This window comes from Roseovarius azorensis (assembly GCF_900109455.1).
GTDB classification, from domain to species: Bacteria; Pseudomonadota; Alphaproteobacteria; order Rhodobacterales; family Rhodobacteraceae; genus Roseovarius; species Roseovarius azorensis.
This window is the reverse complement of the sequence record NZ_FOAG01000001.1, coordinates 169,433-191,256: the sequence shown is the minus strand read 5'-3', so window position 1 is coordinate 191,256 and position 21,824 is coordinate 169,433. Positions and strand designations below refer to the sequence as shown.

At 65.4% G+C, this 21,824-nt stretch carries 18 protein-coding genes; 10 read left to right on the top strand and 8 right to left on the bottom strand.

Annotated features, from left to right (window positions below):
• Window position 1 precedes the first annotated feature (1 nt).
• From BSG08_RS00925 to BSG08_RS00915, 3 genes are all read right to left on the bottom strand, one after another.
• Window positions 2–919 carry a branched-chain amino acid ABC transporter permease gene (locus BSG08_RS00925; protein WP_093030615.1) on the bottom strand — a complete coding sequence of 306 codons (918 nt, stop codon included), beginning with the start codon at window positions 917–919 and terminating at the stop codon, window positions 2–4.
• A gap of 48 nt (window positions 920–967) precedes the next feature.
• On the bottom strand, window positions 968–2,101 hold the full coding sequence (locus BSG08_RS00920) for an ABC transporter substrate-binding protein (protein WP_093030612.1): 1,134 nt from the start codon (window positions 2,099–2,101) through the stop codon (window positions 968–970).
• Between the two features lie 128 nt (window positions 2,102–2,229).
• Window positions 2,230–2,877: a TetR/AcrR family transcriptional regulator gene (locus BSG08_RS00915; protein WP_093030609.1), complete on the bottom strand. Its 648-nt coding sequence runs from the start codon at window positions 2,875–2,877 to the stop codon at window positions 2,230–2,232.
• A 190-nt stretch (window positions 2,878–3,067) separates the two neighbouring features.
• Here BSG08_RS00915 and BSG08_RS00910 point away from each other — a divergent pair, with 190 nt between their 5' ends.
• From BSG08_RS00910 to BSG08_RS00865, 10 genes are all read left to right on the top strand, one after another.
• Window positions 3,068–4,591, top strand: a complete 1,524-nt coding sequence (locus BSG08_RS00910; RefSeq protein WP_093031915.1) for a trimethylamine methyltransferase family protein — start codon at window positions 3,068–3,070, stop codon at window positions 4,589–4,591.
• A gap of 25 nt (window positions 4,592–4,616) precedes the next feature.
• Window positions 4,617–6,653, top strand: a complete 2,037-nt coding sequence (locus tag BSG08_RS00905; RefSeq protein WP_093030606.1) for an NADH:flavin oxidoreductase — start codon at window positions 4,617–4,619, stop codon at window positions 6,651–6,653.
• 1 nt (window position 6,654) lies between these two features.
• Window positions 6,655–8,634, top strand: a complete 1,980-nt coding sequence (locus BSG08_RS00900) for an oxidoreductase (RefSeq protein WP_093030603.1) — start codon at window positions 6,655–6,657, stop codon at window positions 8,632–8,634.
• A 131-nt stretch (window positions 8,635–8,765) separates the two neighbouring features.
• Window positions 8,766–9,845, top strand: coding sequence for an MHYT domain-containing protein (locus BSG08_RS00895; protein WP_093030600.1), 1,080 nt, complete (start codon window positions 8,766–8,768; stop codon window positions 9,843–9,845).
• Window positions 9,846–10,026: 181 nt separating this feature from the next.
• Window positions 10,027–10,881, top strand: coding sequence for an FAD binding domain-containing protein (locus BSG08_RS00890; RefSeq protein WP_093030597.1), 855 nt, complete (start codon window positions 10,027–10,029; stop codon window positions 10,879–10,881).
• Window positions 10,882–10,894: 13 nt separating this feature from the next.
• On the top strand, window positions 10,895–11,389 hold the full coding sequence (locus BSG08_RS00885; protein ID WP_093030594.1) for a (2Fe-2S)-binding protein: 495 nt from the start codon (window positions 10,895–10,897) through the stop codon (window positions 11,387–11,389).
• A complete protein-coding gene (locus BSG08_RS00880; RefSeq protein WP_093030591.1) occupies window positions 11,386–13,803 on the top strand; it encodes an aerobic carbon-monoxide dehydrogenase large subunit in 2,418 nt (805 codons plus the stop codon). Before BSG08_RS00885 ends, BSG08_RS00880 begins: the two co-directional genes overlap by 4 nt.
• A 65-nt stretch (window positions 13,804–13,868) precedes the next feature.
• Window positions 13,869–14,747 carry an AAA family ATPase gene (locus BSG08_RS00875; RefSeq protein ID WP_093030588.1) on the top strand — a complete coding sequence of 293 codons (879 nt, stop codon included), beginning with the start codon at window positions 13,869–13,871 and terminating at the stop codon, window positions 14,745–14,747.
• Complete coding sequence (locus tag BSG08_RS00870; protein WP_093030585.1) at window positions 14,744–15,922, top strand: vWA domain-containing protein; 1,179 nt, start codon at window positions 14,744–14,746, stop codon at window positions 15,920–15,922. The genes BSG08_RS00875 and BSG08_RS00870 overlap by 4 nt, the downstream gene beginning before the upstream one ends.
• A 1-nt stretch (window position 15,923) precedes the next feature.
• Window positions 15,924–16,685: an XdhC family protein gene (locus BSG08_RS00865; protein ID WP_093030583.1), complete on the top strand. Its 762-nt coding sequence runs from the start codon at window positions 15,924–15,926 to the stop codon at window positions 16,683–16,685.
• A gap of 59 nt (window positions 16,686–16,744) precedes the next feature.
• Here BSG08_RS00865 and BSG08_RS00860 read toward each other — a convergent pair whose 3' ends face one another.
• The 5 genes from BSG08_RS00860 to BSG08_RS00840 form a co-directional block, all read right to left on the bottom strand.
• Window positions 16,745–17,236, bottom strand: coding sequence for a hypothetical protein (locus BSG08_RS00860; protein ID WP_093030580.1), 492 nt, complete (start codon window positions 17,234–17,236; stop codon window positions 16,745–16,747).
• A 66-nt stretch (window positions 17,237–17,302) separates the two neighbouring features.
• Entirely contained in the window at window positions 17,303–18,172 is an 870-nt protein-coding gene (locus tag BSG08_RS00855) for a sulfotransferase domain-containing protein (RefSeq protein WP_093030577.1), read from the bottom strand.
• Complete coding sequence (locus BSG08_RS00850) at window positions 18,169–18,999, bottom strand: sulfotransferase domain-containing protein (RefSeq protein ID WP_093030574.1); 831 nt, start codon at window positions 18,997–18,999, stop codon at window positions 18,169–18,171. The genes BSG08_RS00855 and BSG08_RS00850 overlap by 4 nt, the downstream gene beginning before the upstream one ends.
• A 94-nt stretch (window positions 19,000–19,093) precedes the next feature.
• A complete protein-coding gene (locus tag BSG08_RS00845; protein WP_245770567.1) occupies window positions 19,094–20,275 on the bottom strand; it encodes a porin in 1,182 nt (393 codons plus the stop codon).
• A gap of 330 nt (window positions 20,276–20,605) precedes the next feature.
• Window positions 20,606–21,772, bottom strand: coding sequence for a porin (locus BSG08_RS00840; RefSeq protein ID WP_245770566.1), 1,167 nt, complete (start codon window positions 21,770–21,772; stop codon window positions 20,606–20,608).
• Between the last annotated feature and the right edge of the window lie 52 nt (window positions 21,773–21,824).

Below are 21,824 nucleotides of genomic sequence, written 5' to 3'. Positions count from 1 at the left end.
CTCAGGCCACCCCATAGAGGCCACGGGGCCGAAAGATCAGCACCAGCGCCATCAGGATATAGATCGCCATCGACGCCAGCGCCGATCCCACCGCCGTGGCCGCCGCAGGCGCCATCACCTGCGCAAAGGCAACGGGCAGCAGGAACCGCCCCATCGTATCGGTCAGCCCCACCAGCAGCGCCCCCACCAGCGCCCCCTTGATGGATCCGATGCCGCCAATCACGATGACGACAAAGGCCAGGATCAGCACCGGCTCGCCCATGCCCACCTGCACCGACTGAATCGCCCCGATCAGCGCCCCCGCCAGCCCCGCGAGCGCCGCGCCCAGCGCGAACACCACCGTGTAGAGCGCCGCGATATTGACACCCAGCGCGCCGATCATCTCGCGGTCCGCCTCGCCTGCGCGGATCTGAATCCCGATCCGGGTGCGCGCAATCAGCGCGAACAGCCCCGCCGCCACAATCAACCCCGCCACGATGATCGCAAGGCGGTAGAGCGGATACTGAATCCCTCCCGGCAGGCGCACCGGCCCCGACAGATAGGGCGGGATTTCCAGAAACAGCGGAAACGACCCGAACACCCAGCGCGTGCCCTCCGAAAACATCAGGATCAGCGCAAAGGTCGCCAGCACCTGATCCAGATGGTCCCGCGCATACAGCCTGCGGATCACCACGACCTCGACCAGCGCCCCCGCCGCCGCCGCCGCCGCCAGTGCGGCGATCAGCGCCAGCACGAACGACCCCGTCAGCCCCGCGACCCATGCGGCGGCAAAGGCCCCGATCATGTAGAGCGAGCCATGCGCCAGGTTGATCAGGCCCATGACCCCGAAAATCAGCGTCAGGCCCGCCGCCATCAGGAACAGCATGACGCCGAACTGCAAACCGTTCAGCATCTGTTCGATAAACAGGATCAGGGACATATGAGGGTCATCAGCGGCCGGGCCATGCGACAGGCCCGGCCAGTGATCCTACATCTTGCATTCGCCCACATAGGCGTCGACATGATCCTTCAATGCCACGCCGATGATCTTGTTGGTGTAAATGTCGCCTTCCTTGATCACCTCGCGCACATAGATGTCCTGGATCGGGTGATGGTTCGCCCCGAATGCGAAATCGCCGCGCGTGCTGTCGAAATCGGCGGCCCTCAGCGCCTCGCGGAACGCATCGGCGTCCGACGGCTCTGCCACCTCCAGCGCGCTCAGCAGCAGGTTCGCCGTGTCAAACCCCTGGCTTGCATAGAGCGAGGGCAGACGCCCGTATTTCTCCTGAAAACTGGCGACAAAGGCGACATTGGCCGGGTTGTCGATATCCTTGGACCATTGGCTCGTGTTGACCACCCCCAGCGCCGCATCGCCCACCGCCTGCAGGATGCCCTGATCGAAACTGAAGGCGGGGCCGACGACCGGCAGCCCGACACCGCTGTCGGCATATTGCTTGAGGAACGAAATCCCCATGCCGCCCGGCAGGAAGAAGAACACGGAGTCCGCCCCGCTGGCGCGGATCTGCGCGATCTCGGCGGCGTAATCGGTCTGACCCAGCTGCGTATAGATCTCGCCCGCCAGATCCCCCTTGAAGAACCGCTTGTAACCCGTCAGCGCATCCTGACCCGCCGGATAGTTGGGCGCGAGGATAAAGCTGTTCTTGTAGCCCGCATCATTGGCATAGGCGCCGGCCGCCTCGTGCAGGTTGTCGTTCTGCCAGGCGACGTTGAAATAGTTGGGATGACAGCCCTGCCCCGCCAGCGCCGACGGCCCGGCATTGGGCGAGAGATAGAACTTGCCCTGCGCTACCGCGCCCGGCACCACCGCCATCGCGAGGTTGGACCAGATGATGCCGGTCATCACATCGACCTTCTCTGACTGGATCATCTTGTCCGACAGTTGCACCGCGATATCGGGTTTTTGCTGATCGTCCTCGATCACCACCGTGACATCGGTGCGCCCCGACTGCTCCAGCGCCAGCATGAAACCGTCGCGCACGTCGATGCCCAGACCCGCACCGCCACCTGACAGGGTGGTGATCATGCCCACCTTGATCTCGGCCTGCGCACCAACCGCCGCAAGGCTCAGCGCACCCGCCATCGCCAATGTTCTGACTATCATTCCTTGTCTCCCTGATTTCGGGCGGTTTTCTCCAGCCCGGTTTATCCCTTGTCCCCCAGCGGACGACCGACAATCCATCCCACAGCTTTGCCAAAAGGTCCAGACGTCAGCGCCATGCCGCCCGCGTCTCATGAGTCGGCATGGCGCGCCATGAAACGCGCGGTCTCCGCCGCCTCCGGCGCATGGCCAGAGAAGGTCTCGACATAGGCGGGCATGCGCGCGATGCGAATGTCACGCGGTTCCGCCACCATCATCGAGATATAGCCGATCTGCGTGTAATAGAGCGTCAGCGCGCGGGTCTCGGCGTGCCCGGACGCATAGCCGAATCGCTCGAACATCTCGCGGATGGCGGCGATCCGCGCCTCGTCGGTGCGTTGCAGCTTGGCCTTGACCGCACCGTCGCCCAGCGCCCAGTTGCGGATCGCGAAATCCAGCCGGGAATCGAACAGTTCTCGCGTCAGCCAGCAATCGAAGACATTGTAGATCGCCTCGTTGATCGTCTCGGCATAGGCGCGGGTGCGGGCGACCAGATTGCCGGTGTTCTTCGCCTCCCACTTGTCCAGCAGGGCCGCCAGCAGCGCCTCACGATCCTTGAAATGCCAGTAAAAACTCGTGCGCGACAGGCCCAGCGCCTGCGCCAGCGGCATCACCTTGACCGCGTCCACACCTGCGGTGACCAGCACCTCGTAGGCGGCATTCAGCCACAGATCCTCGGATCCGCGGGCGGCGGGATCGGCGGCGGATTTCGGGCGCGGGGCGGTCTGTGCGTCTGTCATGACGCGATCTTAGCGGGTCTCAACAGCCTTGGCAAATATCTTGACATATTAGTTGATTTTATCGACACTAGTGTCAATAACCATCGCCGGACGCCACCCGGCCCCGCTCAGGACATGGCCAATGCCCCACGCCGCCCCCGCCGAACTCCCCGCCTCGATCACCCGCCGCGCCCGCGCCGGACGCACCGCCATGCAGGCGCGCCGGGGCGCATCCTCGGGCCGCGATGCAAACCCGCTGCATGTGCCCTACATCACGCGGGGCATCCCCACCCATGACCTGCTCTCGGACGAGGCGCTGGACGGCATCATCGCCACCGCCGACCGCATCCTTGCCGAAATCGGCATCGAATTCCGCGAAGACCCCGAAACCGTGCGCCTCTTCCAACAGGCGGGCGGCAAGGCGCGCGACCTGGGCGACGACCGCTGGAACCTGACGTTCGAGCCGGGACTGATCCGCGGCCTTCTGGCCACCGCCCCCGCCGAATTCACCCAGCACGCCCGCAACCCCGCCAGATCCGTCCGCATCGGCGGGCGCTCGATGGTCTTTGCCCCGGCCTATGGCTCGCCCTTCGTGATGGATCTCGACAAGGGACGCCGCTACGGCACCATCGAGGATTTCCGCAACCTCGTGAAACTGGCGCAATCCTCACCCTGGCTGCACCATTCGGGCGGCACGATCTGCGAACCCACCGACGTGCCGGTGAACAAGCGCCATCTCGACATGGTTCATGCCCATATCCGCTATTCCGACCGGGCCTTTCTTGGCTCGATCACCGCGCCGGAACGCGCCGAGGATTCCATCGAAATGTGCCGCATCCTCTTTGGCGCGGATTTCGTGGACCGAAACTGTGTCATCATGGGCAATTTCAACTCGACCTCGCCGCTGGTCTGGGACGGCGTCAGCACCCGCGGCATCCGCGCCTATGCCGCGGCAAACCAGGGCTCGATCCACCTGCCCTTTCTTCTGGGCGGCGCGGTGTCGCCGCTGACCATGCCGGGGGCCATCGCGCAGTGCCTCGCGGAATCCATGGTGGGCTGCGCGCTCACCCAACTGGTGCGCCCCGGCGCGCCCGCGATCCTCGGCAGCTTCCTGTCGTCGATGTCGCTGCGCACCGGCTCGCCCACCTTCGGCACGCCCGAACCGGCGCTCGGCTCTCTGGTGATGGGACAGATCGCGCGGCGGCTGAACATGCCGCTGCGCTGCGCGGGCAATTTCTCGACCTCCAAGCTGCCGGATGCACAGGCGATGACCCAGAGCATGATGTCGATGATGTCCGCCGTGAACTGCGGCGCGAATTTCATCTTGCATTCCGCCGGGTTTCTCGATGGTCTGCTGTCCATGTCCTACGAGAAGATGATGCTCGACATGGATCTCTGCGGCGCGCTGCACGCCTGGCTCAGGGGGCTTGAGGTCAACGAGGATACGCTCGCCTTCGAGGCCCTCGCCGAAAAGGGGCCGGGCGAGCATCTCTTCGGCTGCGCCCATACCCTGCGGCATTACCAGACCGCCTATTGGGACAGCGCGCTCGATGACAACGACACCCATGAGACCTGGTCAGAGGCGGGCGGCGTCGATGCCATGACCCGCGCCAACCGCGCCTGGAAAGAGACCCTCGCCACCTATGAGGCCCCGCCGCTCGACCCCGCCATCGACGGGGCGCTCTGCGATTTCATCGCCCGGCGCAAGGCCGCGATGCCCGATGCGTGGTATTGAAACGAACCTGACGAAAGGCCCCGCAATGTCGCGTGACCCGCTGCTGCAATCCTATCAACTCAAACACCTGACGCTGAAAAACCGGATCATGACCACCAGCCATGAACCGGCCTACCCCGAGGACGGCCTGCCCACCGACCGCTACCGCGCCTATCACGTCGAGCGGGCAAGGGGCGGTGTCGCGCTCACCATGACGGCGGGGTCAGCGGTGGTCAGCCGCGACAGCCCGCCCGCCTTCAACAACATCCTCGCCTACCGCGACGAGGTGGTGCCGTGGCTGCGCAAACTGGCCGACGAATGTCACGCCCACGGCTGCGCGGTGATGATCCAGCTCACCCACCTGGGCTGGCGCACCGGCTGGAACAAGGGCGACTGGCTACCCTCCCTCGCCCCCTCCGCCCTGCGCGAACCCGCGCACAAGGCCTTCCCCAAGGTGATGGAGGACTGGGACATCGCCCGGATCATCGCCGACTACGCCGATGCCGCCGAACGGATGCAGGCCGCAGGGCTGGACGGGATAGAGCTTGAGGCCTACGGCCACCTGATGGATGCCTTCTGGTCGCCGCGCCAGAACACGCTGGACGGGCCATATAACGGCGATCTCGACGCGCGGATGAAATTCTCGCTCGACGTGCTCCGCGTCATCCGCGCCCGCACCGGCCCCGATTTCATCGTCGGCCTGCGCTACACCGCCGACGATCTGGCGGTGAACGGCATCACCTCCGACGATGGCATCGCCATCGGCAAACGCCTGCGCGCGAGCGGCATGGTCGATTTCCTCAACGTGATCCGAGGCCGCGTCGATACCGACGCCACGCTCACCGACGTGATCCCGGTGCAGGGCATGAAATCCGCCCCGCATCTCGATTTCGCGGGCCGCATCCGCGCCGAGGTGGGCCTGCCCACCTTTCACGCCGCGCGCATCCCCGATGTCGCCACCGCCCGCCACGCCGTCGCCACCGGCCAGCTCGACATGGTCGGCATGACCCGCGCCCACATGGCCGAGCCGCATATCGTGCGCAAGATCACCGAGGGCCGCGAGCACGAGATCCGCCCCTGCGTCGGCGCCACCTACTGCCTCGACCGCATCTATCAGGGCGGCGAGGCGCTGTGCATCCACAACGCCGCCACCGGGCGCGAACTCAGCATGCCGCATGTCATCCCCGCCGCCGCCACGCCGCGCCGCGTCACCATCGTCGGCGCGGGACCGGGCGGGCTCGAGGCCGCGCGCGTCGCCGCGGAACGCGGCCATCAGGTGACGGTGTTCGAGGCCGCCGATCAGCCCGGCGGCCAGGTTCGCCTGACGGCGCAGAGCAAGCGGCGCTCGGAAATGATCGGCATCATCGACTGGCGCATGGCGCAATGCGCCGCGCGCGACGTGGAATTCCGCTTCAACACCTTCGCCGAGGCCGGGGATATCACCGCCCTCTCGTCTGACGTGGTGATCGTCGCCACCGGCGGGCTGCCGCAACAGGATATACTGACCGAGGGCAACGCCCTGACCGTCACCGCCTGGGACATCCTCACCGGCGACGCCAGACCGGGGCGCGAGGTGCTGCTCTTCGACGACGCGGGCGACCATCCCGCCATGCAGGCGGCTGAGGTGCTGGCCAACACAGGTGCAGAGGTCGAGATCATGACCCCCGACCGCACCTTCGCGCCCGATGTGATGGGCATGAACCTCGTCCCCTACATGCGCAGCCTGCAAGACAAATCCGTGACCATGACCGTCGCCCGCCGCCTGCTTCGGGTGACGCGCGCGGGCAACCGCCTGCGCGCCACCATCGGCACCGATTATTCCGATCACAGCTATGAAAAGGAATACGATCAGATCGTCGTCAACCACGGCACCCTGCCGCTCGACGATCTCTATTTCGAACTGAAACCACACTCTAAAAACCTGGGCGAGGTGGATCACGCCGCGCTGATCCATGGCCGCCCGCAGGCGATCGCCCGCAACCCCGACGCAACCTTCCAGCTCTTCCGCATCGGCGACGCGGTTTCCGCCCGCAACACCCACGCCGCGATCTATGACGCGCTGCGCCTCGTCAAGGATCTCTGAGGTGACGGATTTCCCCCACATCTTCCGCCCCGCCACGCTCGCCGGTCACACCCTGCGCAACCGCATCGTGTTCGGCGCGCACACCACCAACATGGCCGAGGACGGCCTGCCCGGCGCGCGCCACATCGCCTATTACACCGAGCGCGCGATGGGGGGGGCTGCGATGATCGTGGTCGAACCGATGCCGGTCCACCCCTCCGCCGTGCTCACACGGGGCAATTTCCGCCATTCCAGCGATGACGTGATCCCGCATTTCGCGCGGCTGACCAAGGCGGTCAAATCGCATGGCGCGGTCGTGCTGCAACAACTCTATCACGTCGGCGCGCACGGCGATCAGGACAACAGCTGGCACGCCGCATGGTCGCCCTCGGGCGGACCCAGCTGGCACGACAGCGACGGCAGCCACGAAATGACCCTGGCCGAGATCGAGGAAATCATCGACAGCTTCGTCGCCGCCGCGATCCGCTGCCAGAAGGCGGGATTCCACGGGGTCGAGGTCTGGGCCGCCTATCACGGCCTGCTCGACCAGTTCTGGACACCGCTGTCCAACACCCGCAACGATGACTGGGGCGGCAGCCTTGAAAACCGCACGCGGCTCTCGCGCGAGATCCTGCGCCGCATCCGCGCCGCCTGCGGGCCGGATTTCATCATTGGCCTCGCGGTCAGCGACGGATCAGGCGTCGAGGCGGCGCTCAGCCTTGACGAATTGCAGGAAATCGTCGCCCTGCACGATACCGAGCGCCTGATGGACTACGTCACCTGCGGCTCGGGCAGCTATTTCGATTTCCACCCGCTGATGCCCACCTTTCTCTATCCCGAGAAACTCGGCGTCGATCTTGCCCAGCGCCTCAAATCCGTGGTCAGCCACGCCCTCGTCACCGCCGAGAGCCATATCCGCACCCCCGAGAACGCCAATGCCGTGCTGGGCGCGCAACAGGCCGACATGGTGTCGATCGTGCGCGGCCAGATCGCCGATCCGCATCTGGTGGCCAAGGCCGGGGCGGGCCGGGCCGAGGATGTGCGCGGCTGCATCTCCTGCAATCAGCAATGCTGGGGACGGCGCAGCCGGGACTACTGGATTTCCTGCCTGATCAACCCCTCGGTCGGCTGGGAGCATCAATGGGGCGGCGACCGCTTCACCCCGGCGGATCGGCCGCAGAATATCCTCGTCATCGGCGCTGGCCCGGCGGGGCTCGAATCCGCGCGCGCCGCCGCCGAACGCGGCCACCGCGTCACCCTGCACGAGGCAGCACCCCGGATCGGCGGACAGCTCCGCCTGGCCGGGCTGCAACCCCGCCGCGCGCAGATCCTCGACCTGCTGACATGGTATGAACGACAGCTTGCGCACCTCGGTGTGACCCTGCACTGCAACAGCTATCTCGACGCCCCGGACATCGCCGCCATCGCCGCCGATCACGTGATCCTCGCCACCGGCTCGCTGCCCACTGGCACCGGGTTTCAAAAGGCCCTGCCGCACCTGCCCGAACTGCCGGGCCTCGACGGCAATGTCTGGCAGGTCGAGGATGTAATGGGCCGCGCCGCCCGTCTCGGGCAACGGGTGATCGTGCTCGACGAGGGCGGCAACTGGCGCGGCGGCGGCACCGCCTGGCACCTGGCCGAGACCGGCCACGCGGTCACCATCGTCACCCCCCACGCCATGATCGGGCGCGAACTCGAACGCTCCGCCGCCGATCTGCCGCTGCGCCGCCGCCTCGCCGCGCTCGGCACCCGCTTTGTCATCGAAAGCGCCGTCGCGAGCTGGCAGAACGGCGGCGCCGAGGTGGTGAACCTGCTCACTGGCGAGACCTCGCATATCGCCGCCGACAGCCTCGTTCTGGCCACCACCAACCGCGCCGACATGACGCTGTTTCACGACCTCGCCCGGCACGGCATCGCCGCGCATCTGATCGGCGACGCCCATGCCCCGCGCCTCGCCGCACAGGCGTTTCACGACGGGCGCAACCTTGCGCTGCGCCTGTAACAGCGGCCTGCGGATCCGGCGTCAATTTACTTGCCAGCCACTCCATCGCCCACTACGCTCCGCGATCGGGGATGCAAGGATGCGCAGACCGGGCCGGACCTCCGGCGACCGGCGTAACGCCAGATGCCACAATGGAATTTCTCGAATTTACTCACAATCCGTGGCTGGTGGCCGCCTCGCTCAGCATTTCGCTGGTGGCGGCCTTTACCGGGTTTTCCCTGACCCGTGGCATCGCCGCCCAGCCCGTCGCCCTGCGTAAACTTTCCGTGACCATGGCCGCGATCGCACTTGGCGGCGGCATCTGGTCGATGCACTTCGTGGCCATGCTCGGGCTACAACTGCCAATCCCGATCTATTACGACGCGGCGATCACGCTCGGCTCGGCGCTCGTCGCGATCCTGATGGTGGGCATCGCCCTGCTGATCCTGCATTTTCATCGCCGCACCGCGCTTACTCTGACGCTTGCGGGCACGATCACCGGGCTGGGCATCGTCGCCATGCACTACCTCGGCATGACCGGGCTGCAACTGTGCCGCGCGGTCTATACCCTGCCCGGCGTCATCTTTGCCGTGCTCGCCGCCTGCCTGCTCAGCATCGCCGCGATCTGGGTCGCCTATGGCCAGCGCAATCCGCGCAACATCCTCATGGGCACCCTGGCCTTTGGCTTCGCCGTGTTTCTCGTGCATTTCGCCGCCATTTCCGGCACCCGTTTCGTCCGCGTCGCCCCCCTGCAGGACATCGGCCCGCTGCTCAGCAACGAGGTTCTCGCCCTCGGCGTGCTGATCAGCAGTTTCGTGCTCTGCGGCGCGTTCCTTCTGACCAGCGTCAACTTTCTGTCCACCCCCCCGGTGCCCGCCCCTTCCGTGCCCCCGCGCCTGCTGCGCATCCCCTATGAGCAGAACGGCCAGACCCATTTCATCGACGCCCGCGACGTGGCGTTCCTGCGCGCCGAGGGCCATTACACCCTGCTCTATACCGGCAGGCAAAAACATTTCTGCACATGGTCGATCACCGAGGCGGAAAGACGCCTCGCCCCCGACCCTTTCGTCAAGTCCCACCGCAGCTACCTGATCAATCCCGATCACGTCGTCCTCTTCGAGCGGCGCAAGGACAACGGCATCTGCCATTTCCACCTGGGCGGACAGGACATCGCCACCCCGGTCAGCCGCTCACGCCTGCCCGCGCTGCGCGAGGTGCTCGGACTCTCCTGAGCGACGCAAGGCGGCGCCGGCCCGGACCGCCCCGTCAAACGCTCGCAACTCGTGCAGCTATTTCGCAATTCGTGCAAATCCCGCCAGCGTTCACGACATGTGACAGGACATCCGGGCATCAACGCGCCCAATTCCCGGATCAGGACCATAACACCCGGTCCCGTCTTTGGGAGGAGACAACATGATACCAGCCGCGTTCGAGTATCACCGCCCCGGTGATCTGCCCTCTGCCCTCGCGCTCCTGCAACAGCATGGCGACGAGGCCCGCGTGATCGCGGGCGGCCACAGCCTCATCCCGATGATGAAGCTGCGCATGGCCGAGGTGCCGCATCTCATCGACCTTCAGGCCATCGACGCGCTGCGCGGCATCCGCATCGACGGCACCCGCATCACGCTCGGCGCGATGGTCACACAACATGAGCTGATCGCGCATGAGGGCCTCGCCCGCGTGGCCCCGATCCTGCGCGAGGCAGCCCTGCAGATCGCCGATCCGCAGGTGCGCTACATGGGCACCATCGGCGGCAATGTCGCCAATGGCGATCCGGGCAACGACATGCCCGGCCTCATGCAATGCCTCGACGCCACCTTTCACGTCACCGGCCCCGGGGGCGAGCGTGCGATCCCCGCCCGCAGCTTTTATGAAAGCGCCTATATGACCGCCCGCGAAGAGGATGAAATCCTCACCGCCGTCAGCTTTGACGCGCCCACCGGCGGGCAGGCCTATGAGAAACAGAAACGCAAGATCGGCGATTACGCCACCGCCGCCGCCGCCGTCATCCTGACCCGCAGTGGCGCGACCTGCACCCATGCCTCCATCGCCATGACCAACCTCTCGGACGTGCCGGTCTGGTCCGAGGCCGCCGGTGCGGCGCTCACCGGCACCCCCTGCGACGAAGCGGCCATGCTCAATGCCATCGCCGCCATGCTCGCCGATATCGACCCCGCCGGGGACAATCGCGGCCCCGTGGAATTCAAGCGCCACACGGCGGGCATCATCCTCGCCCGCGCCATCGCCCGCGCCTGGTCGCGCGCCTGAGAAAGACCCGGACATGACCCAGAAAATGCAGATCACCCTCACCGTCAACGGCACCCGCCACGAGATCCTCGCCGAACCGCGCGAACTCCTGATCCACGTCCTGCGCGAACGCCTCAACATCACCGGCCCGCATATCGGCTGCGAAACCTCGCATTGCGGCGCCTGCACCGTCACCATGGGCAATCGCTCGGTCAAATCCTGCACGGTGTTCGCCGCACAGGCCGACGGGGCCGAGATCACCACAATCGAGGGGCTGGGCACGCCCGACGCGCTCCACCCGCTGCAAGAGGCGTTCCGCGAACATCACGGACTGCAATGCGGCTTCTGCACGCCGGGCATGATCACCCGCGCCGCACAACTGCTCAGGGAAAACCCGAACCCGACCGAGGAAGAGGTGCGTTTCGGCATGTCCGGCAACCTCTGCCGCTGCACCGGATACCAGAACATCGTCAAGGCCGTGCTCGCCGCCGCCGCCACGATCAATTCCGCCAAGGAGGCCGCGCAATGAACGACCTGACCCCGGACCGCGACGACCGCACCGCGAAACTCAAGGGTATCGGCTGCGCCCGCAAACGCGTCGAGGATGCGCGCTTTACCCAGGGCAAGGGCAACTATGTCGATGACATCAAGCTGCCCGGCATGCTCTTTGGCGATTTCGTGCGCTCGCCCTATGCCCATGCCCGCGTCAAATCCATCGACACCTCCGCCGCCCTCGCCCTTGACGGCGTGGTGGCGGTGCTGACCGCCAGGGATCTAGAACCGCTGGGCCTGCACTGGATGCCCACGCTCGCCGGTGACAAACAGATGGTGCTGGCCGACGGCAAGGTGCTCTTTCAGGGGCAGGAGGTGGCCTTTGTCGTCGCCCGCGACCGTTACGTGGCCGCCGATGCCGTCGAACTCGTCGCGGTAGAATACGAGGAACTCCCCGTCCTCACCAACCCGTTCGAGGCGATGCAGTCCGATATCGTGCTGCGCGAGGATCTGACGCCCGGCACCGACGGCGCGCATGGCCCCCGCCGCCACCACAACCACATTTTTCTCTGGGAAGAGGGCGACAGGACCGCCACCGAACAGGTGATCGCATCGGCCGATGTGGTGGCCGAGGAAATGGTCTATTACCACCGCACCCACCCCTGCCCGCTGGAAACCTGTGGCTGCGTCGCCTCGATGGACAAGGTGAATGGCAAGCTGACCGTCTATGGCACCTTTCAGGCCCCGCATGTGGTGCGCACCGTCGCCTCGCTCCTGTCGGGGATCGAGGAACGCAACATCCGCATCGTCAGCCCCGACATCGGCGGCGGCTTCGGCAACAAGGTGGGCGTCTATCCGGGCTATGTCTGCTCTATCGTCGCCAGCATCGTGACCGGCGTGCCGGTCAAATGGGTCGAGGACCGGATGGACAACCTGATGGCCACCGCCTTTGCCCGCGATTACTGGATGAAGGGCAGGATCGCCGCCACCAAGGAGGGCAGGATCACCGGCCTCTGGTGCCACGTCACCGCCGATCACGGCGCCTTCGACGCCTGCGCCGACCCTACCAGGTTTCCGGCCGGGTTCTTTCACATCTGCACCGGCAGCTACGACATCCCCGTGGCCTATGTGGGCGTCGATGGCGTCTATACCAACAAGGCCCCCGGCGGCGTCGCCTATCGCTGCTCCTTCCGGGTGACCGAGGCCGCCTATTTCATCGAACGCATGATCGAGGTGCTGGCCATTGAGCTGAACATGGACGCGGCAGAACTGCGCCGCATCAACTTCATCCGCGCGGATCAATTCCCTTATCACTCGGCGCTTGGCTGGGAATACGACTCGGGCGATTATCACACCGCCTGGGACAAGGCGCTCAAGGCCGTGGATTACGCCGGGCTGCGCCGCGAACAGGCCGAACGCCTCGCGGCCTTCAAACGCGGCGAAACCCGCAAACTGATCGGCATCGGCCTCACCCATTTCACCGAAATCGTCGGCGCAGGCCCGGTCAAGAACTGCGACATCCTCGGCATGGGCATGTTCGACAGTTGCGAAATCCGCATCCACCCCACCGGCAGCGCCATCGCCCGCCTTGGCACGATCAGCCAGGGCCAGGGCCACGCCACCACCTTCGCGCAGATCCTCGCCAGCGAAATCGGCATCCCGGCGGACAGCATCACCATCGAGGAAGGCGACACCGACACCGCCCCTTACGGCCTTGGCACCTATGGCAGCCGCTCGACCCCCGTGGCCGGCGCCGCCACCGCCATGGCAGGCCGCAAGATCCGCGCCAAGGCGCAGATGATCGCGGCCTACCTTCTGGAGGTCCACGACGATGACGTCGAATTCGACATCGACCGCTTCACCGTCAAGGGCGCGCCGGAACGGTTCAAGACCATGGCCGAAATCGCCTATGCCGCCTACAATCAGGCCATTCCCGGCATCGAGCCGGGGCTGGAGGCAGTCAGCTATTACGACCCGCCCAACATGACCTATCCCTTCGGCGCCTATATCTGCGTCATGGAAATCGACGTCGACACCGGCGAAACGCAAATCCGCCAGTTCTACGCGCTCGACGACTGCGGCACCCGGATCAACCCGATGGTGATCGAGGGACAGGTACACGGCGGCCTGACCGAGGCGCTCGCCATCGCCATGGGGCAAGAGATCGCCTATGACGAAATGGGCAACATGAAGACCGCAACACTGATGGATTTCTTCATGCCCACCGCCTGGGAAACGCCGCATTACACCACCGACCACACCGAAACCCCCTCGCCCCACCATCCCATCGGGGCCAAGGGCGTCGGCGAAAGCCCGAATGTCGGCGGCGTGCCTGCCTTTTCCAACGCGGTGCATGACGCGCTGCGCCCCTTTGGCCTGCGCCACACCCACATGCCGCACGACCACTGGCGGATCTGGAAGGCCGCGCATGACCTTGGGCTGCACGGCTGAGGGACGCGCCGGGGCTCCGCCCCGGACCCCGGGGTATTTTCCCCAGGAAGAAACAGGAAGAGTGCATGCAAGGCTGGCGCGATCTGCAACGGGGCATGGCGGAACACGGCTATATCGCCGGGGACGATCTGGCCATGGCGCTGCATATCGCGCTGTCGCTGGAGCGGCCCCTGCTGCTCGAAGGGGCGGCGGGCGTCGGCAAGACCGAGGTGGCGCGCGTGCTCGCCGCGCTCAAATCCGCGCGGCTCATCCGGCTGCAATGCTACGAAGGGCTGGACGCGGCGCAGGCGATCTATGAATGGAACTACCCCCGCCAGTTGCTCGCCATCCGCGCCGCCGCCGAGGGCGGCGAAACCGGACCCGGCGTCGAGGCGCGGATATTCTCGGACGAATACCTGCTCGAACGCCCGCTGTTGCAGGCAATCCGGCAGACGGAACCGCCGGTGCTGCTGATCGACGAAATCGACCGCGCCGACGAGGAATTCGAGGCCTATCTGCTTGAAATCCTGTCAGACTTCCAGATTTCCATTCCCGAACTTGGCACCATCACCGCCACCACCCGCCCCATGGTGATCCTCACCGCCAACGGCACCCGCGATCTGTCGGACGCGCTGCGCAGGCGGTGCATTTACGCCCATGTCGATTACCCCGAGCGCGACGCGGAACTGGCGATCCTGCACGCCCGCGCCGCGCAGATCGAAACACAACTGGCCCGGCAGATCATCGCCTTCGTGCAGGCCCTGCGCCGCGAGGATCTGGAAAAGACCCCCGGCATCGCCGAAACGCTCGACTTCGCCGCCGCGCTCGCCGGTCTCGGGATCAACGACCTGACCGACGATCCCACGGCACTTCAGGCGGCGCTCGCCACCCTGCTCAAGACCCAAACCGACCGCGCCAATATCACCACCGAAGTGGCGCAGCGCCTCGCGGGACGCGCCGCATGAGCCGCGTCACCCGCTTTGCCGCCCGCGATCCGGGCCCTGCCGCGCGCGTCGCCGGGTTCATTGCGCATCTGCGCGGCAATGGACTCCGGCTTGGCGTGGGCGAGACAGAGACCGCGCTCGCCGCCCTCACCCATATCACCGCCTGTGACGCGGATGAGACGCGCCGCGCCCTCAAATCCGTCTGCGCCGGCAATGCCGAAGAGTCTGCACGCTTTGACGACCTCTTTGACAGCTACTGGCTGAACGCCGGGCGCGTGCGGGAAAGATCCGCACCAGACCGCCATAAAAACGCCGACCACTCCCGCAATACCCGCGCCGCCATTGGCGAGAGCAGCTCCGCGCGCGGACAGATCCACGCCCCCGACGATGGCGCGGGCGCGGCCAATGGCGACGGCACCGGGCAACTCATCGCCTCGCGCAGCACCAGCCTCATGCAGCACGACATGCGCAAACTGGTCAGCCCGCAGGACATCGCCCAGGCCGAATCCATCGCCCGCCGCCTCGCGCAGGCCATCGCCGACCGCCGCTCGCGCCGCCGCCGCGCCGCGCGCAGGGGCGACCGGCTGCATTTCCGCCGCCTCATCCGTCAGAGCCTCTCGACCGGCGGCGAACCGCTGCGCCTGCCGCGCAAGCGCCGCCCGGACCGGACCGCGCGGATCACGGCGCTGTGCGATGTGTCGGGCTCGATGACGATCTATGCGCGCATCTTTCTGGCCTTTCTCGCGGGTCTCATCCGCGCCGATGACGCCACCGAGGCCTGGCTCTTTCAAACCCGCCTTGTCCACATCTCGGACGCGCTGCGCGATCCCGATCCGCTGCGCGCGCTGAACCGCCTCACGCTGCTGGCCGAGGGCTTTGGCGGCGGCTCGAAAATCGGCGCCTCGCTTGATCGCTTCGTGCGCGGGCCTGCCCGCCAAAGCGTCAATTCCCGCTCCGTGGTCCTCATCCTGTCGGACGGATACGACACCGACCCGCCCGAAATACTGGCCGATGCGCTGGTCCGCCTGCACCGGCGCGGGTGCCGGATCGTCTGGCTCAACCCCCTGAAAGGATGGAAGGATTACGCCCCCATAACCGCCGCCATGGCCGCCGCCCTGCCGCATCTCGATCTCTTTGCCGCCGCCACGACACTGGCCGATCTCGCCGCGCTCGCGCCGGAACTGGAGCATCTCTGACATGCCCTCCGACACCCTCGACGCCGCCATCCGCCGCCTCGGCGACGCGCGTCAGCCCTATGCGCTGGCCACCGTGATCCGCACCGTCGGGACCACCTCGGCCAAACCCGGCGCGCGCGCGCTGCTGCTCGATGACGGCACCATCGCCGAGGGCTGGATCGGCGGCGGATGCGTGCATGCGGCCATGGCCCGCGCCGCGCGCGCGGCACTTGCCGACGGCGAGCCGCGCCTGATCTCCCTGCAACCCGACGAGGAACTGTCAGCACGCGGCCTCAGCCCCGGACAAACCCACGAGGGGCGCGACATCGCCCGCAACGGCTGTCCCAGCAAGGGCGCGATGGAGATTTTCGTGGAACCCGTCCTGCCCCGACCCGAACTGGTGATCTTCGGCGCATCGCCCGTCGCCCGCGCGCTGGAAACGCTTGCCGCGCCCTTCGGCCTTGACATCACCGCAACCGACAGCGCCACCGCCCTGCCCGCGCCGACCACCCGTCGCATGGTCGTGGTCGCAACCCAGGGCAGGGGCGATCTCGACGCCCTGCGCGCGGCCCTCGACAGCGGCGCGGACTACATCGGCTTTGTCGCCAGCCGCCGCAAGTTCGCCGCGCTCTGCGCCCGGCTGGACAACGCGGAGCCAGAGGCGCTGGCGCGCGTCCACTCCCCCGCGGGCCTCGCCATAGACGCCGTGACACCGCAGGAAATCGCGCTCTCGATCCTCGCCCAGATCGTCCAGACCCGCCGCAGCGGTCAGCGGCGGACCTGAAGCAATTTCAGAAAAAGTTGATAGACTTTTTCGGTTCGAAATTGCGCCAAATCAGAAAGTCAGCCCTCGCCCGCCCCCGGCCCGCTCTGGACAAAGTTGACGATGATCGAACCGCCCTCGTCAGCATCCACATAGACCACCTGCCGCGGTATCCGCACCACCGGGCGCTTGTCCCCGTCACCCGCGGCCCAGACGCGATCCGTCAGCATGCAACCCGCCTCCTGCCCGGCGTAATCCGCCATCGGCGGCACCTCCGGCATGAAATTCAGGCCCCGCACCAGCGCCTGCCCGTCCAGATAGACCGATCCAGATCCCAGAACCTTCGGCTCGACGCCGTTGGTCAGCACCGATTGCTGACGGCTCTGCGCCCAGACCCCGCAAACCATGGTCTGCCCGGAATGTTCGCGGACCTCGGCCGCCACCGTGATCCCGCCACCGCTGTCATAGCTGCCGCCAGACAGCACCGGATTGTCCAGCCGCGCCACCGCCTGCGGTTCCAGCCCGGCGCAGGCCGCCAGCACCAGGCCGGACAGGATCAGAGCATGTTTCATCGCGCACCCCCTCGACAACAATCCATGTCCCATAGATAGCACCATGCCGCGCCATTGCCAGCCCGGTCAGGCGCGCGCCGCCACCGCCGCGGTCTCCTTCAGCAACTCGGGATACCATTTCTCCAGCGTCGGCAGAAACGCCTCGCGGATGCGCGCCACCTGCGCGGGCGTCAGATCCTCGCGCCAGACCCCGGCCTGCCCCTTGGCGAAAAACGCCTGCATCCCCTGCGGACGCTCCAGAAAACCCAGAGTTTCCTCCTGCTTCTTCATCGCCTCGAAACTCGTGGCCTTGATCGCGCGCGCCAGCTTCGGCCCGTCCACCTTGACGCGCAGGAATTTCTCCAGCAGCCCGCGCATCGCCTTGCCGGGGTTCTTCAACAGATCCTCGTAGCGCACCACGTGATGCGGCAGGCCGGGCGCATTCGTCCAGACATGGATGTGATCGTCCCAGCGCCCCAAGAGATCGACGATCCCGCTCGGCGTGCCGGTAATCGTGTCGGGATTGCACATCTGCGCGATCGCCGTGTCCAGATCGCAATTCTGATGCCGGGCAAACGACGGGGCCAGATCGAACGGGTTGCGGATGATATAGATCGCCGCCGCCGTCACCTCGGGCGGGATCACGTCCTGATCGAAAATGCGGATCGTCTGGCAATGCGTCTTGACGAAATGATGATCCGGTTTTGAGGCCGCGATCAGCCTCAGCGCCCGCCCGCGCACCCTGATCCAGTCCTCCAGACCCGTGCCGCGAAACGGCCCGCCATTGGCCGCGTCAAAGAAATCCTGCCGCGTGTCGCCGGTGGTGAACTGCCGCAGGTTGTTGATGTCGGGCGCCTGCCCGGCGGGCATGAAATAATGCGCCAGCAGGCTGCGCATCCAGGTGTTGCCCGACTTGGGATAGCTTGCCAGCCAGATGATCCGCCGCAGATCGCTCATTCCAGATACCCGTATCGCTTCATCGTCTCGCCCATCTTGTCGCGGATCATGTCCGCCAGCACCGGGTCGAGATCGGTTTTCCACTGATCCTTCTGCCCCTTGCGAAAGAATTTCTCGCTCTGTTCGGGGCGCTCGATGAACCCTTGGGTCTCTTCCTGCTTCGACAGCTCGTCAAAGCTGGAAAACCGGATCGCGCGGTCCAGCCGTTCGCTGTCCAGCGGCACGCCGACCAGATCGAGAACCCTGGCGAAATGCGTCTGCGGATCGTCCAGCAGATCCTCGTAGCGCACGATCAGCCGTTTCCACGGCGCATAGGTCATCCAGGTTTTCACATGATTGTCCCAGGAACTCAGGTATTGCGCCACCGTCGTCTCGGTCGGCAGGTTGCCGTTGTCGGGATGACAGATCTTCTGCGCCGCGTCTTCATGGGTGATGCCGTAATGCCGGGCATAGGACAGCACCATGTCCAGCGGATTGCGGATGATGTAGATGGCCGAGCGCGTATAGCGGTCCGGGATCAACGTCACGCCCTCGGGGGCCACCCGCGCGTTGTGCGTCTTGACGAAATTCACATCCGCATTGTTTGCGACGATGCCGCGCAACACGCCCTCGCGCAGCCGCAGGGCCAGCGACAGGTCATGCGGGTCGATCGCCCGCCCGGCGACGCGGTTGTAGATCTTGACGATGGCGTCGCCCATGGCGAACTTGTGCGCCTGGTTGATCGGCACGGGTTTATCCGCGTTCATCAGGTAATTGGCCAGGAACAGCCGCGTCCAGGTGTTGCCCGATTTCGGATAAGAGGCCAGCCAGATGATACTGCGTTTCATGTCACGGAGAGGCCCGGAAAATTTCAGATGTCCGCAGACATAGAAAAGGCGGGGGGAAATGTCACCCCCCGCCTCATTTTCTTCAACCGGTCGCTTAGAACGACAGGCCGATCGAGGTGCCGATCACGGTGCCTTCGGTCGAGGTGTTGGCATTATTGTTACCCAAACCGTCGACAAAGGTAGCACCCGCGTTGGCATTCACAGTGCCTTCGATATAGGCGGCATAGACGCCCCAGCGTACACCGGCGCCCAGCGTGCGGCTGGCAACCAGTTGATAGGCTTCGTACTCGGCCTTGTCGCCGTTTCCTACGCCTTTGTACTCACCCTGATAGGTGTCGAAACCGATGGCCCAGGGGCCGGCGATGTCATAGGTCGCACCCAGGCTCCAGCCTTCGGAGTCGAATGCACGCAGACCGCCGTTGTCGTTCTCGGCATAGGAGCCACCAAAGGTGAACCCGGCCACGCCAATGGTACCACCGATTGCCCAGACTTCCGGATCGCTGGTGCCTGCAAGGCCAGTGTCGTTGCTGGCGGTGCCCCAACGGGCCGACAGTGCCAGATCAACACCGTTGAACGACTGGCTGTAGTTCACACCGATGTCAAAGATGTCGTTGGTGCCGACGTTGCGGTTCACACCAAAGTTGTTGCCGGCGTTCACGCCCGAACCACCACCGGTGTTGCTCGACGCGGCATAGGACACACCAACGGTCAGACCGTTGAACGACGGGGTGTAGTAGCTGATGCGCGGAACGTCGTTGTTGGCCAGAACCTCGGTGTAGGACGAAATGCCTGCATCGCGGAACAGCCAGGGCAGGTTGCCGCCGGCGCCGGTCGAGATCGGAACAAAGCCCGAGATCGAGGGCGAGTTGATGCCGATGCCGCCACCGACCTGCGGTGCGGCAACGCTCAGCTTGTAACCGGCCGAGTTTTCGTTGCCCAGCTCGATCTTGCCCAGCGTGTCGCCCTTGATGAACATGAAGGATTCATCGACGATTGCGCCGCCGTTGGTTTTGGCTTCGTACTGAACGTCCACACCAAAGGTCAGGCCGTTGTCCAGCGTGATCGAGGGAAGAAAGTGGATTTCAGCGTTGGTGTAGACGTCGACGCCGTCGAAGTCCGCGCCAGCCTGTGCAGCGGTGCTCGAGCTGTGATCAACATAACCAACGTGGCTGTTGTGGAACCCGCCCCATTTCATGTTCCATTCCTGGGCCGATGCCGGTGCGACCATTGCGCAGCCGAGTGCGATTGCGCTGGTGCAAAGAAGTTGCTTTTTCAAGGGTGTCCCTCCTCATAAGCAGGTTTATTCATAACCGCCGCACCAGTCATTGGACACGGCTTGGATGATGAAATGCGCCAATCCCCCCCCGAGTGTCAACGCGGCCCCCCGCCCCCGCGCCCTTCCCGCCGGGAATGTGGCGCATAAACCACACACCTCCGGCACAGGCGCGCCGAAACCCAAGGATACAAGGTTTTCATCTGGTTTTCCTGGTCCGCACCGGGCCGAAAACCCGCGCGCCTTGGCGCTGACCGACTCACCCGCGCACCGGGGTGCGGACATGCAAAGGGCGGGGAATCACACCCCCGCCCCCGGTTTCTCAGGCGTCGGTCAGAACGACAGGTTGACCGACGTTCCGATCAGCGTGCCCTCGACCGATGTGTTCGGGTTGCCGAAGGTGCCCCCGGCATCCGCATTCACCGAGCCTTCGGCATGGACCGCATAGATCGACCAGCTGACGCCCGGCCCGATCTCGCGGTTGCCGATGATCTGATAGGCCTCGTATTCGGCCTTGTCGCCCGCGCCCGCGCCCGTGCCCTTCATCTCGCCCTGATAGGTGTCGATGCCGATGCTCCACGGACCCGGAATATCGTAGGTCGCGCCAAGCGCCCAGCCTTCCTCGTCGGGAATCAGGTTGCCGTTGTCGTTCTCCTGATAGGAGCCGCCAAAGGTGAACCCGGCCACCCCGATGGTTGCGCCGATGTTCCACACCTCGGGATCGCTGGTCCCGGCGATGCCGGTATCGTTGCTCGCCGTGCCCCAGCGCGCCGCCGCGTTGATGTCGACACCGTTGAACGACTGGCTGTAGGCCACCGCGATGTCAAAGATGTCGTTGACGCCGGCATTGCGGTTCACACCAAAGTTGTTGCCGGCATTCACGCCGCCACCCAGGATGTTGTCCGCCGCCGCATAGGACACCCCGAGGGTCAGACCGTTGAACGACGGGGTATAGTAGCTGATCCGCGCAACGTCGTCGTTGCCCAGCACCTCGGTATAGGCCGAGATCCCCGCCTGACGGAAATTCCACGGCAGGTTGCCACCGGCGGAAATCGAGATCGGAATGAAACCCGACAGCGACGGCGAGTTGATCCAGATGCTGCCGTCAAGCTGCGGCGCGCTGACCATCATGTTGTAGCCGACCGAGTTCGCGTTGCCGAGAACGATCCTGCCCAGCGTGTCGCTGGAAATCGTCATGTAGGATTCATCGACGGTCCCGCCGCCGTTGGTGGTCGATTCGTACTCTACGGTCACACCAAAGGTCATGCCGTTGTCGAGCGTGATCGACGGGGTAAAGTGGATCTCGGCTTCGGTGTAGACATCGACGCCGTCAAAATCGGCCCCTGCGTGGGCCGCGGTATTCGTGCTTACATCGACGAGACCGACATGGCTGGTGTGGTATCCGCCCCATGTCATGTCCCAATCCTGGGCCAGGGCCGGTGCGCCCATGGCGACGACGCCGATGGCGATCGCGCTGGTGCTCAGAAGTTGCTTTTTCAAGGGTGTCTCTCCACAAGCGGGATAGTGTCTATCCGGTTGCGCCGCCCCAGTC